We start from the raw sequence: 12,731 nt of genomic DNA, 5'->3' as shown, positions 1-12,731 counted from the left end.
CCGGTTGGAGCAGGGCGGCCCGCGACGTGGAGGAGGCACGATGAGCATCGGCGCGGTCGCCCGCCGGGTCCGTGCGTACGGCGGACAGTTCCTGTTGCTCGCCGCCCTGGCGGCGGTCACGTTGGCGCTGATCGCCGGCGTGCCGCGGTTGGTGAACGGACGCACCGAGGCGGGCCTGCAGAGTTTCCTGCGGAGCCAGCCGGCCACCGTCCGCGACGTGACGTACGCGACCGACACGATCTTCAACGCGGGTAACGGCACGTCCCTGATGGAGGCGTTCGCGGCCGACCTGCCGCGCCTGCAGGACGAGATGCCGCCGCCGGTGCGGGCGCTGGTCGACCAGCGGTGGTTCACCGCGGAGACCGATCCGGGCCGGCTGACCGGACCGGACCTCGCCGCGCGGAACCTCCTGGTCGATCTGGGCCTGCGGAGCATGCCGGGCGTCGCCGAGGCGGGCCGCCTGACCGGCGGGCGCTGGCCGGACCCGACGGCGACCGCCGAGGACCCGGTGGAGATCGCGCTGGCCGCCGAGGTGGCCGGCAAGCTGAACCTGCGGGTCGGCAGCAAACTCACCCTCGCCGGGCCCCAGTCGGCGACCCCCGAGGGCGCCCCGGATCCGGTCCGGGCGCTCGTGGTGGGCGTCTTCGAGCCCCGCGACCGCGCCGGGGGGTTCTGGGACGGGCTGCCCCAGGCACTTCGCGTCATCGAGCCGATCGGCGACGCGCAACCGTTCGTCGCGCTCGGCGTGGTCGACCCGGCGACGCTGGACCGGCTCTCCGCCGACGGGTGGGGCCTGCGGTTCGCCTGGCGCTACCGGATGGGCGCGAGCGGGATCCACGCCGTGGACGCGGACCGGCTCATCGGCGACGTCGACCGGATGGGCCGGCAGGCCCAGGGCCGCGCGTTCACCCAGGGGCTCGACATCCCGCTGCGGCAGTTCCAGGACCAGGTGGCCTCCGTCCGTACGGTCCTCGCGGTGTCCGCCACCGGCGCGCTGGGTGCGCTGGCCGGCCTGGTGATCCTGGCGGCCGGGCTGACCGTACGCCGCCGGCGTACCGAGTTCACCCTGCTGCGGGCGCGCGGCGGCGCCGCCCTCGTCGGAGCCCGGCGCAGTCTGTCCGAGTCGTTGCTGGTGCTGCTGCCGGCAGCCGGCGCCGGTTTCGCGCTCGGGAACCTCGCGCCCGGCCCGGCCGCGGAGTCGGCGTCCGCCGCCGCCGTGGCCGCCACCCTGCTGATCGTCCTGGCGCTGCCGCTGGCGACCCTCGCCCTGCCGACCGGCGTCGCGCAGCGGCGGGACCTGGTGACGATGCGTCCGTCGGCGCGACGGATCACCATGGAGGCCGGGCTGGTGCTGCTCGCCGTGATCGGCGTGCTGCTGCTGCGCCGGCGTGGTCTGGTGCCCGGCGTGGTGGACCCGCTCCTGGTGTCGGTTCCGGTGCTGCTCGCGGTCGCCGCGGCGGTGCTGACGATCCGGCTGTACCCGTGGCCGCTGCGACTGCTCGGCCGACTGGCCGCCCGGACCCGGGGCAGCGTCGCCTTCCTCGGCTCCGCGCGCGGCGCCCGCGCCGTGGTCACCACACCGCTGGTGGTCGTGGTGCTGGCGGTCGCCAGCGCCGCGTTCTGCGGTGTGGTCGCCGCCGGGGTGGAGGCGAGCCGGGACCGGGTGGCCGCGCGGCAGGTGCCGGCCGACGGGCTGATCCGGGGTGAGCGGCTCGCCCCGGACACCGGTGCGGAGCTGGCGCGGCTGCCGGGCGTACGGCGGGCCTCGCCGTTCCTGCAGGAGGCGGGCCAGCGGCTCGCCACCGACGAGGACGGCACCGACCTGCGGGTCGGTGAGGTGAGCGTGCTGCTGGTGAACGGGCCGGAGCTGGACGCCCTGGTCCGGGACGCCGACGTGCCGGTCGGGGTGCCGGACGCGCTGCTCGGCAGCGGCGACGCGGGACCGCTGCCGGCGGTCGTGTCGCCGGCGGTCGCGGCGGATCTGGCCGCCGCCGGCCGCGACGGCTCCGCCTTCGTCGGTGTGCAGGGGCAGCGGTACGAGTTCCGGGTGGCCGCGCGGGCGGACAGCTTCCCGCTGCTGCGCGGCGAGACGACCCGGTTCGTCGTCCTGCCGTGGCAGCAGCTGCCCCGCCGGACGACCGACGTGACACCGACCGGCTTCCTGGTGGCCGGCGACCGGCTCGACGTGTCGGAGCTGCGCCGGGTCGGCAACGAGGGGCAGCGCCGCTTCGCGCGGGGCGGGACGATCGTCGGACGGGAACAACCGCTCGACGTCGAGGTGACCACCTGGACGCAGGCGCGTCGGCAGGTCGGCGAGGGCGGGGTGAACGCGGTCCTCGGCTTCGGCTTCACCGCCGGCGCCGTCGTCGGAACGGCGTTGGGCCTGCTGGCCGTCGCGTTCGTGGTGCTGGCCGGCGCCCGCGCCCGGGGGCAGGCGCTGTCCCAGCTGCGCACGCTGGGCCTGTCCCGGGGCCAGTCGCGTGGGCTGCTGCTGGTGGAGCTCGGTCCGTTGGTCGGCGTGGCGGTGGTCACCGGCGCGGTGGTCGGGGCGCTGCTGCCGCTCCTGCTCAATCCGGTGCTCGGCCTGTCCGCCTTCACCGGCGGCGCACCCGTCGAGGTGGCGTTCGAACCACGCCTGGTCGTCGGCGTCGTCGTGCTCGGTGCGGTCGCCCTCGGCTTCGCGATCGTCGTCGAGGCCCTGAACAACCGTCGGACCCGCCTCGGCGAGGCGCTCCGGCTCGGAGAGGAGAGCTGATGACCACTACCGCGAGCACCGCGGCGGTGCCGGACCTGGCCGCGCTCCAGCGGCAGGCCGCCCGCCGGGCGGCCGAGCGAGCCGGCGGAGAGGACCGCCTGCGCGGGCACATCGTCTGCGACGGCCTGGTCCGCATCTTCAAGACCGAGGGCGTGGAGGTCGTCGCCCTGCAGGGACTCGACCTGGTCATCGACCGGGGTGAGCTGGTCGCGATCGTCGGCGCCTCCGGCTCCGGCAAGTCCACCCTGCTGAACATCCTGTCCGGGTTGGACACGCCGACCGCCGGCATCGCCCGGGTCGCCGACTACGACCTGCTCGCGCTGTCGCACAAGAAGCGGCTGGCGTACCGGCGGGAGATGGTCGGCTTCATCTGGCAGCAGACCGGCCGCAACCTGCTGCCGTACCTGAGCGCGGTGGAGAACGTGGAACTGCCGATGAAGCTGGCCGGGCGGCACGGCGGCCGGCGGGAGCGGCGGGAGCGGGCACGCCGGCTGCTCGACTTGGTCGGGGTCGGCTACTGCGCGGACCGTCGACCGGGTCAGATGAGCGGCGGCGAGCAGCAGCGGTGCGCGGTGGCCGTGGCGGTGGCCAACGACCCGGAGATCCTCTTCGCCGACGAGCCGACCGGCGAGCTGGACGAGGCCACCGGCGCGGAGGTGTTCGCCGCGCTGCGCACCATCAACGCCGAGCTGGGGGTGACCATCGTGGTGGTCACCCACGACCACGCCGTGGCCGGGCAGGTCCGCCGGACCGTCGCCATCCGCGACGGGCGGACCGCCTCCGAGGTACGCCGGACCGCGCGGGCCACCGCCGACGGCGGCACCGAGCTGGTCAGCGAGGAGTACGCGGTGCTCGACCGGACCGGCCGGATGCAGTTGCCGGCGCCGTTCGTGGAGGCGCTGTCGCTGCGGGACCGGGTCCGGCTCAACCTGGAACCCGACCACGTCGAGGTGCGGCCCGGCGACCGGACGCACGCCGAGGAGAGTGAGTGATGACCGAGCGGACCGTGGTGCTGCCGGCGACGGGTGTCGAGGACGTGGTGCGGGTCGAGGGGGTGAGTCGCACCTTCGGCCGGGGCGAGCACGCGGTGCACGCCGTGCGGGACGTGTCGTTCACCGCCCGGCGCGGCGAGCTGGTCGCGGTGCGCGGCCGCTCCGGCGCCGGCAAGACCACGCTGCTGAACCTGATCGGTGGCCTGGACCGGCCGGACGCCGGGCGGATCGAGGTGGCCGGGCACGAGGTCACCGCCGCCGGGGAGAAGGAGCTGCTGGCGCTGCGCCGGGGCACCGTCGGCTTCGTCTTCCAGACGTTCGGGCTGGTGCCGATCCTGTCCGCGGCCGAGAACGTCGGGGTGCCGTTGCGGCTGGCCAAGGTGCCGGCGGCCGAGCGGGAGCAGCGGGTGGCGGTGCTGCTGGAGCTGGTCGGGCTGGGCGGGCACGCCGCGCAGCGCCCGTACGAGCTGTCCGGCGGGCAGCAGCAGCGGGTGGCGGTCGCCCGGGCGCTGGCCAACGAGCCGGACCTGCTCATCGCCGACGAGCCGACCGGCCAGCTCGACTCCGAGACCGGCCGATCGATCATGGACCTGCTCCGGGCCGTGGTGCACGCCCGGGGCATGACCGCGCTGGTCGCCACGCACGACCCGGCGCTGATCGAGATGGCCGACCGGACCCTCACGCTGCGCGACGGCCAGCTGGTGGTCGACTGATCCGTCCCGCCGGGCGGGTCAGAGCGCCAGCTTCATGCCCTCGTGGCTGGCGACGAAGCCGAGGCCGCGATAGAACCGGTGCGCGTCGGCGCGCTGCTTGTCGGTGGTGAGCTGCACCAACGCGCAGCCGCGCGCCCGAGCCTGGTCGATCGCCCAGCGCATCATGTCCCGGCCCAGCCCCCGGCCGCGCAGGTCGGAGCGGACCCGCACGGACTCGATCAGGCACCGTTCCGCGCCGTGCCGGCCCAGCCCGGGGATGTACGTGAGCTGGAAACAGCCGGCCGGCTCGCCGTCGACCTCGGCGACGACCAGGTGGTTGCGGGGGTCGGCGTCGAGGTCGGCGAAGGCCCGCTCGTAGGCGGCGTCCACCTCGGGCAGGTCGCGGTCGCGGCCCAGCACGTCGTCGGCGAGCAGGGCGAGCACGGCCGGCAGGTCGGCCCGGGTGGCCTCCCGGAAGATCACATCGGTCACCCCGGCAGCCTGGCACAGCGACACCGGGCGATGGGAATGCGGCGCTTGCCGGCACCGGGCAGCATGACGCCATGGACCTCCTGCTGCCGTTCCGCTGGATCTACCGAGGCCTGGTCTGGTTCGCCAACTCGCCGCGCACGCTGATCACGTCGTACCTGCTGATGATCGTGGTGGCGGGCGTGCTCTACAGCCACTTCGAGCACAAGAGCGCCCCGGACTCGGTCTGGTGGGCGGTGGTGACCGCGTCGACCGTCGGGTACGGCGACATCTCCCCGACCACGTTCGGCGGCCGGCTCCTGGCCGCGCTGCTCATCTCCACCATGGTGCTGCTGGTGATCCCGCTGATCACCGCGCACTTCGCCAGCCGGCTGATCGTCGACGACGACGCGTTCGAGCACGCCGAGCAGGAGGAGCTGAAGGCGGACGTGCGGCGGCTGCGGGTCCTGGTCGAGGAGATGGCCGCCCGGCAGGGCGTCGTGCTGCCCGAACCGCCCCGTCCGGTGCCCGAGGTCGCGCCCGGCGACCGCCGCCGGCGCCGCCGCCGGTGAGGCGGGGTCCTCAGCACCCGTCCAGCCAGCTGCGCAGCGCCCACCACCAGTGCACGGTCTGCGGCACCGTGCACCGCGCCCCCTCCTCGACCGGTGGTCCACCGGTCACCTCCCGGAGCCGGCGCAACCGGTAGCGCACCGTGTTCGGGTGCACGTGCAGCGCGGCGGCGGTCTGGTCCAGCCGCTGGCCGTGGTCCAGCCAGGCGAGCGCGGTGGTGGCCAGCTCCCGGTGGAACTCGTCGGCCGGGTCGAGCGGGCCGAGCAGCGTCGCCCGCAGCAGCTCGGCCAGGGCCGGCTGGGCGGCCAGGGCGGTCTCCCCGGCCAGGTCGGTCACCTGGCGCAGCCCGCGAAGCCGCCGGTGCGTGGCGGTGCGCAGCGCCGCCCGGCAGAGCGCGTACATCGCCGGGGCGCGGGCCAGCGGCTGCGCCGGCGTCACCAGCGCGAGCAGATCGGCCGGCGCGTCGCCGGGCAGGCGGGGGAGCAGGCCGGCCAGCCGGTCCTCGACGGCGCCGAGCAGACCGCCGTGCCGGGCGAGCTGCCGGTGCAACGTGTGCGCGCGGACCGGATCCGGCGCGGCGGCGACGAGGCAGTGGTAGCGCCCGTCCGGTCGTAGCCCGAACCGGGCCAGCTCCGCCGCCGGCGTGTCGTCGGGTCCGTCGATCAGCAACCGGCGCAGCAGGTGCGCCCGGGCGGCCGGGCCGCTGCGGACCAGCTCCCGTTCGGCCTCCCGGTGCCCGTCGACCACGGCCCGCTCCACCGCGGCGGCGTACCGGCCGATGGTGAGCAGCCCCTCGACGAGCACCTCGTCGGGGATGCCGGCGTCGCGGCCGTGCCGGACCACGAGTTCCACCGCCCGGTCCCGCCCGGCCTGCACGCCGCGCAGCAGGCCGGCGACGGAGACGCCCTGCGCCGCCCGGTCGGCGCCGAGCCGGCGGGCCTCGGTGAAGTCCCGGCCGGCGGGGTCCTCGCGGCGCTCCAACGCGCCCAATCCGCTGGTCAGCAGCAGCACGACCTGCCGGCGGACCTCGGCGGCCGGGAGGCGGGCCACCTCCGGGGAGTTCGCCCGGGCGGCCCGGGCCACCTCGTCCACGGCGGCGGCGTCGGCGGCCAGGTGGCGCAGGAGCGCGCCGAACGCGGGGGCGCTTCCGGTCCGGGTCATCGGCGCCCGCCGCCCTCCCGTTGTCGTCGCGGCACAACCGGGCCGGTCGGGCGTTGGCGTCCGGTGCCTAGCCGGGCCGGCCGTCCGGTTGCTCTCCTGGTTGTTACCGAAAGGTAACACCGATCGAGCCGTTGAGAAACGTCGATGTCGCACCGGCTGCCAGGAGGCGTCCATGACCCCCGCGTCACCCCGCCCGTCCCGATCCCGCCGCCGCGCCGCCCTCGCCGCGCTGGCCGTCCTCGCCCTCGTCGCGCCCACCCCGCTGGTGGCGTCGCCCACGCCCGCCGCCGCTGCCGCCGCGCTCCAGGAGGTGATGTTCGTCGGCAACAACTGGGACGGCACCGCCGACGTCATCCGGTCCCGGGGCGACTACGCCAGGCTCGGCCGGATCAACGTGATCCCGGACCGGGCCGCGCGGCTGCGCGAGATCTACCTCAACCCGATCCGGCTGGCGTTCTTCCTCGGCATCCGGCAGGGACCGGGGGAGGGGCACGACCAGTTCGTCGACGACATGTACACCACCCCGGACGGCACCGCCCTGGTGGTGTCCCGGCCCAGCTTCGCCGACGTGGTCTCGATCGACCTGGCCACGGGCGCGATCCGCTGGCGGTTCCCGGTCTCCGGCTACCGCGCCGACCACATGGCCGTCTCGCCCGACGGCACCCGGGTCGCGGTCTCCGCCTCCACCTCGAACACGGTGCACGTGCTGGACATCCGCACCGGGGCGCAGCTCGGCTCGTTCGGCACCGGCGACAAGCCGCACGAGAACGTCTTCACCCGCGACGGGCGGCTGTGGAACATGTCCATCGGCGAGGTCAACACCGACCTGGACGCGCCCTGGCTCGACTGGACCAAGGGCGACCGGCGGATCACCGTCGCCGACGCCACCACGTACCAGGTGGTCAAGGTGATCGACATGCGTGACCGGCTGGACGCCGCGGGCCGCCGGGACCTCTCCGACGCGGTCCGCCCGGCGGTGTTCACCCCGGACGGCGGCACGCTCTACTTCCAGGTCTCGTTCTTCAACGGCCTGGTCGAGTACGACGTTGCCACCGACCGGATCACCCGGGTCACCACGCTGCCGAAGAACCCGGCGACCAGCGACGACCGCACCACCTGGGTGAACGACTCGCGGCACCACGGCCTGTCGGTCAGCCCCGACGGCACGCGGCTCTGCGTCGCCGGCACCATGGACGACTACGCGATGGTGGTGGACCGGGCCACGCTGCGGGAGGGCCCGCTGGTGCCGGCCAGCAAGCCGTACTGGGCCACGGTCAGCGGCGACGGCCGGGACTGCGTGATCTCCGAGTCCGGCGCGGACCGGGTCACCGCGATCACCTTCGCCACCGGGCAGAAGGTGGCCAGCGTCCCGGTCGGCGACCACCCGCAGCGGGTCCGCATCGGGCACCTGCCGGAGGGCTGGACCCCGCCGGTGACCGGCTGACCGGCCGCCACGCCGTCACCGGGCGGGGCAGCGCAGCCCCTCCCGGGGGACGGTGAGCGAGATCAGGTACGCGTCGACGGCCGCGGTCACGCACGAGGTCTGCGGGTAGGCGGTGTGCCCCTCGCCCTCCCAGGTGAGCACCCGACCGACGCCCAGCATCGAGGCCAGCGCGGCGGTCTGCTCATAGGGCGTGGCCGGGTCGCCGGTGGTGCCGACCACCAGGATCGGCGGCGCGCCGGTCGCCCGCCCGGTCGGGTAGGGGTCGCGCCCGCCGGGCCACTCCACACAGCCGAGCATCCCCACGGCCAGCGCCGGACCGAACAGCGGGTATTTCTGCCGCCACTGCGACTGCAACGACCGCACCTGCTCCCGGGTCGGCTTCTCGGTCTCGTCCGCGCAGTTGACCGCCATGTTGGCGTCGAACAGGTTGGAGTAGTGGCCGTCGTCCTCGCGACCCGCGTACGCGTCGGCCAGCTTGAACACCCCGTCCGGGTCGCCGCCCTGCAGGTCGTCGATCGCCCGGGCCAGCTCCTGCCAACCCTGCTCCGTGTAGAGGGAGGAGATCACCGCGTAGAACACCCAGCCGGCGGTGGCCTCCCGGCCGCCCTGGCCGCGTACCGGGGAGGTGGTGGCCTTGTCGATCGCGGCGGTGACCGCGCCGCGGGCGTCCGGCGCGATCGGGCAGCGGCCGGCGTTCGCCGCGCACCACCGGGAGAAGTTGTCGAACGCCCGCTCGAAGCCCTTCGCCTGGCTCTCCGACCCGGCGATCAGCTTCTGCCGGGGGTCGACCGCGCCGTCGAGCACCAGGGCCCGGACCCGCTGCGGGTAGAGCTGGGCGTAGGTGGCGCCGAGCAGGGTGCCGTAGGAGTAGCCGAGGTAGGTGAGCTTGTCGTCGCCGACCGCCGCGCGCACCGCGTCCATGTCCCGCGCGGCCTGCTCGGTGCCGTAGAGCGGGAGCTGGTCGCCGTACTTGGCGCCGCACCGCTGACCGATGCGCCGGTTGAGGTCGACGAAGCCGTCGAAGGACGCCTGGCTCTCCGGATCGGGGTCGTAGCCGAAGCTGGCGTCCAGGTCGGCGTCGGGGATGCACTTCACCGGGCTGGACCGGGCCACCCCGCGCGGGTCGAAGCCGACGATGTCGAACCGGTCGGTGACCGCCGCCGGCAGACCGCCGAACGCCGGGCCGAAGGAGAGGTAGACCGCCGTGTCGACGCCGGACGCGCCGGGGCCGCCCGGGTTCACCACCAGCGACCCGATCCGGTCGCGCTGCTTGGTGGAGCGGATCCGGATCAGCGCGATCTCGAACGTCTCGCCGGTGCCCGGCCCGGCGGTGGCGCCGGTCGTCGCCCCGGTGCCCCAGTTGCGGGGCACGGCGATCCGGGCGCACTCGTAGCGCATGTCGGCCGCGCCCCGGCCGACCAGCTCGTCGGGCACCTCCGGGCAGGACCGCCAGGTGGGCGTGCTGCCCGGCGGGGCCGCCTCGCCCTCGCTCTCGGCGCGCGGGGCGAACGCCGGCAGCGTGCAGCCGGCGGTGAGGACGACCGCAGCCACGAACGCGGCCACTGTGGGCCGGAACCGGCGGGTCCGGTCGGGGAAGCCTGTCACGTGGGCGCCTTCCATGATCGTGTCGACCGCCAGGCTACGCCCGGCCGTGGGCGTCGCTGACCGTCGCCGCCGGATCCCCGCGCAGCACCTCGTCGACGTCGTAGCGGATCGGCCGGTCGAGCTGGCCGTAGTCGCAGGAGCGCGGGTCGCGGTCGGGCCGCCAGCGCAGGAACCGCGCGGTGTGCCGCAGCCGATCGCCCTCCATCGCGTCGTAGGCCACCTCCACCACCAGCTCGGGGCGCAACGGCTCCCACTCCAGGTTCTTGCCGCCGGTCCACCGGCTCACCCCGCCCGGGATGCGTTGCCCCCGCTCGTGGTCGCCGTGCACCCAAGGGTGGCCGCCGCCCACCTCGCGGTAGGGCTCCAACTCGTCGAGCAGCTCCTGGCGGCGGGCCATGGTGAACGAGGAGCTGACGCCGATGTGGTGCAGCACCCCGTCGTCGTCGTGGAGGCCGAGCAGCAGCGAGCCCACCACCGGACCGGACTTGTGCCAGCGGAAGCCGGCCACCACCGCGTCCATGGTGCGCGCGTGCTTGACCTTGGCCATCAACCGCTTGCCCGGCTCGTAGGGCAGGTCGGCCGGTTTGACGATGAGACCGTCCAGCCCGGCGCCCTCGAACACCTCGAACCAGCGCCGGGCCGTCTCCGGGTCGGTGGTCACCTGCGTCACGTGCACCGGCGGGCGGACCCCGGCCAGGGCCCGCTCCAACCGCTCCCGGCGCCGCGGGTAGGGCCGGTCGGTGAGCAGCTCGTCGTCCAGGGCGAGCAGGTCGAACGCGACGAAGTCGGCCGGGGTGGTCTCGGCGAGCAGCTTCACCCGGGAGGCGGCGGGGTGGATCCGCTGGGCCAGCAGCTCGAAGTCGAGCCGTGGCTGCCCGCCGGGGCCGTCCCGGCGGATCACGATCAGCTCGCCGTCGACCGCGCACCGGGGCGGGAGCTGACGGAGCGCCTGCTCGACCACCTCGGGGAAGTAGCGGGTCATCGACTTCCCGCCCCGGCTGGCCAGCTCGACCTCGTCGCCGTCGCGGAAGATGATGCAGCGGAAGCCGTCCCACTTCGGCTCGTACGTCAGACCGGGATCGGTGGGCAGCTCGGCCACGCTCTTGGCCAGCATCGGCTCGACCGGCGGGTTGATCGGCAGGTCCACGGCGACCAGTCAACCAGACCCCACCGACGCTGGTGAGCCAGATCACCGCCCGGGCCGGGCGGCGTGTCCCGCCCCGGCCCCCTTCGTCCCCGCCGACCGGATGATGAAACCGCAGGTCAGAGCTACCGTCGCGGCGTGCCGGAGTGGAGTTGCGGATGCTGCGGGCGCTGGCGGGTCAGCGTCGAGCTGGTGCGCGGGCGCTACCGCTACCGGCTGGCGCACCGCTACCCGCCGGAGCACGGCGGCGGCGCGAACGTCGTCGGCGAGGTCGGCTCGGTGGCCGAGCTGGAACGGCTGCTCCGCCGGTACGCCCCGGTCGGCCTGGCCGACCTCCACGAGGCCGCCTGACCCGCCCGCCGCCCCGGGCTGTCGCCGCGCGCTCCCGCCGTCGGCCGTGCGGGATACGTCGTGCGAGTGGGCGGCGTAGGGTGGGGTGGACTGTCCATGGGGGAGGGACGCCATGCGGTTCGTCGAGTCCGTCGAGATCGCCGCCGACGTCGACCAGGTCTGGGCGGTGCAGAGCGACGTCGAGCGCTGGCCGGAGTGGACGCCCTCGGTCACCGCCGCCCGGCGCCTGGAGCCCGGCCCGCTCGCCCTCGGTGCGACCGCCCGGTTGACCCAGCCCCGGCTGCGGCCGGCGGTCTGGCGGGTCACCGAGATCGACCCGCCGTACGCGTTCGTCTGGGAGTCCGCGAGCCCGGGCGTGCGCAGTCGGGGCGAGCACCGCCTGGTGCGCCTCGACGACGGACGGACCCGGGCCGAGCTGACGCTGACGCAGAGCGGCCCGCTGGCCGCGCTGGTCGGGCTGCTCGGCGGCTCGACGATGCGCCGCTACCTGCGGCAGGAGGCGGACGGGCTCAGGCGTCGCTGCGAGCGGGGCTGAGCTTCTCCAGCACCGCCAGGCGGTTGCCGTTCTCGTCCGGGCGGTGCGTCACCACCCGGTAGCCGCGCCGGGTGTACAGCCCCAGGTTCTCCGCGCTCTGCGCGCCGGTGAACAGCGCGAACCGGGCCACCCGGCCGGCGCAGGCCTGCTCGACCGCGGCGAGCAGCCGGCCGCCGACGCCGTGCCCCTGCTGGTCCGGGGCCACCGAGAGGCGGCCGACGTGGGCGGTGTCCCCGTCGATGCGGGCCCGCACCGAGCCGACCAGGCGCGGGCCGCGGCGGGCGGCGAGCACCACGTCCGGGCCGGTCAGCGCCGCCCGGACCTCGTCCAGCGTCTCGGTGAGCGGGGGCAGGAACACGTCCCGGTAGCGCTGCGCCTCGACCAGGTAGGCGGCGCGTTGCACGGTGAGGATCTCGCCGGCGTCGGCGACGACGGCGGGGGCGATGGTCACGTCGGTCACCGGCTCAGCTCACCACAACCGGCCCGGACGGTCGTACCCTGGCGGGTGTGCAGAGGCCCGAACTGACGTACGCCGAGGTGGGTGCGACCCGCGGCGGCGACCTGCCGGCCGGTTACCACCACCTGCGCCACCGGGTCCGGCTGCCCGATGGCGGCTTCCCGCTCGCGGCGGACGCGGTGCTCGGCTGGCGGCTGCACCGCGCCGCCGGCGTGGTGATGCGCACCGACGCCCCGCGCGCCGCCCCCGGCGTCCGGGTCACCCCGGGGCTGGGCGTCGGCCCGGCGCGGGTCTGGGGGCCGACCGAGGTGGTCTGGACGGTGGACGAGCCGGACCGGGCCGGGTTCGGCTACGGCACCCTGCCCGGGCACCCGGAGGTCGGCGAGGAGGCGTTCGTGGTCACCCGGGGCCCCGACGGCACTTGGTTCGAGGTGACCGCGTTCAGCCGGCCGGCCCGGTGGTACGTGCGCGCCGCCGGCCCGGTCACCCGGGGCTTCCAGCTGGGGTACGCCTGGTGGCTGGGGCGCACGCTGCGCCGGCTGTGCGCCCGCCGGTGA

The 12,731-nt window shown here is 75.2% G+C and carries 13 protein-coding genes; 8 read left to right on the top strand and 5 right to left on the bottom strand.

Features of this window, described 5'->3' with window-relative positions; all coding sequences use genetic code 11:
- The first annotated feature begins 40 nt into the window (after positions 1–40).
- The 3 genes from GA0070622_RS24950 to GA0070622_RS24940 are packed head-to-tail and all read left to right on the top strand — an operon-like array spanning position 41 to position 4,460.
- A complete protein-coding gene (locus tag GA0070622_RS24950; RefSeq protein WP_091579396.1) occupies positions 41–2,755 on the top strand; it encodes an FtsX-like permease family protein in 2,715 nt (904 codons plus the stop codon).
- Positions 2,755–3,747, top strand: a complete 993-nt coding sequence (locus tag GA0070622_RS24945; protein WP_091579393.1) for an ABC transporter ATP-binding protein — start codon at positions 2,755–2,757, stop codon at positions 3,745–3,747. The genes GA0070622_RS24950 and GA0070622_RS24945 overlap by 1 nt, the downstream gene beginning before the upstream one ends.
- Positions 3,747–4,460, top strand: coding sequence for an ABC transporter ATP-binding protein (locus GA0070622_RS24940; protein WP_091579390.1), 714 nt, complete (start codon positions 3,747–3,749; stop codon positions 4,458–4,460). The genes GA0070622_RS24945 and GA0070622_RS24940 overlap by 1 nt, the downstream gene beginning before the upstream one ends.
- 18 nt (positions 4,461–4,478) lie before the next feature.
- On the opposite strand, the gene GA0070622_RS24935 is transcribed toward GA0070622_RS24940, so the two are convergent.
- Positions 4,479–4,931 (bottom strand): GNAT family N-acetyltransferase, encoded by a 453-nt coding sequence (locus GA0070622_RS24935; RefSeq protein ID WP_091579385.1) that lies wholly within the window; start codon positions 4,929–4,931, stop codon positions 4,479–4,481.
- A 71-nt stretch (positions 4,932–5,002) separates the two neighbouring features.
- Here GA0070622_RS24935 and GA0070622_RS24930 point away from each other — a divergent pair, with 71 nt between their 5' ends.
- Positions 5,003–5,479, top strand: coding sequence for a potassium channel family protein (locus tag GA0070622_RS24930; protein WP_091579381.1), 477 nt, complete (start codon positions 5,003–5,005; stop codon positions 5,477–5,479).
- A 10-nt stretch (positions 5,480–5,489) separates the two neighbouring features.
- On the opposite strand, the gene GA0070622_RS24925 is transcribed toward GA0070622_RS24930, so the two are convergent.
- Positions 5,490–6,638 carry a PucR family transcriptional regulator gene (locus tag GA0070622_RS24925; RefSeq protein ID WP_091579376.1) on the bottom strand — a complete coding sequence of 383 codons (1,149 nt, stop codon included), beginning with the start codon at positions 6,636–6,638 and terminating at the stop codon, positions 5,490–5,492.
- Positions 6,639–6,810: 172 nt separating this feature from the next.
- On the opposite strand from GA0070622_RS24925, the gene GA0070622_RS24920 reads away from it, so the two are divergent.
- Entirely contained in the window at positions 6,811–8,082 is a 1,272-nt protein-coding gene (locus tag GA0070622_RS24920) for a YncE family protein (protein ID WP_091579372.1), read from the top strand.
- A 15-nt stretch (positions 8,083–8,097) separates the two neighbouring features.
- Here the strand turns inward: GA0070622_RS24920 and GA0070622_RS24915 are convergent, their stop codons facing one another.
- Positions 8,098–9,702: an alpha/beta hydrolase gene (locus GA0070622_RS24915; protein ID WP_176558831.1), complete on the bottom strand. Its 1,605-nt coding sequence runs from the start codon at positions 9,700–9,702 to the stop codon at positions 8,098–8,100.
- Between the two features lie 19 nt (positions 9,703–9,721).
- Positions 9,722–10,834, bottom strand: coding sequence for an ATP-dependent DNA ligase (locus GA0070622_RS24910; protein ID WP_091579366.1), 1,113 nt, complete (start codon positions 10,832–10,834; stop codon positions 9,722–9,724).
- A 135-nt stretch (positions 10,835–10,969) separates the two neighbouring features.
- On the opposite strand from GA0070622_RS24910, the gene GA0070622_RS24905 reads away from it, so the two are divergent.
- Positions 10,970–11,182: a hypothetical protein gene (locus GA0070622_RS24905; RefSeq protein ID WP_091579363.1), complete on the top strand. Its 213-nt coding sequence runs from the start codon at positions 10,970–10,972 to the stop codon at positions 11,180–11,182.
- A gap of 112 nt (positions 11,183–11,294) precedes the next feature.
- Positions 11,295–11,717, top strand: coding sequence for an SRPBCC family protein (locus GA0070622_RS24900; protein ID WP_091579359.1), 423 nt, complete (start codon positions 11,295–11,297; stop codon positions 11,715–11,717).
- Here the strand turns inward: GA0070622_RS24900 and GA0070622_RS24895 are convergent.
- Positions 11,692–12,177: a GNAT family N-acetyltransferase gene (locus GA0070622_RS24895; RefSeq protein WP_091579354.1), complete on the bottom strand. Its 486-nt coding sequence runs from the start codon at positions 12,175–12,177 to the stop codon at positions 11,692–11,694. The genes GA0070622_RS24900 and GA0070622_RS24895 overlap by 26 nt on opposite strands.
- Positions 12,178–12,224: 47 nt before the next feature.
- Between GA0070622_RS24895 and GA0070622_RS24890 the strand changes: the two genes are divergently transcribed.
- Complete coding sequence (locus GA0070622_RS24890) at positions 12,225–12,731, top strand: DUF1990 domain-containing protein (protein ID WP_176710570.1); 507 nt, start codon at positions 12,225–12,227, stop codon at positions 12,729–12,731.

This window comes from Micromonospora sediminicola (assembly GCF_900089585.1).
Lineage (GTDB): Bacteria > Actinomycetota > Actinomycetes > Mycobacteriales > Micromonosporaceae > Micromonospora > Micromonospora sediminicola.
The sequence above is the reverse complement of the archived record's forward strand: the minus strand, read 5'-3'. Positions and strand labels throughout refer to the sequence as shown.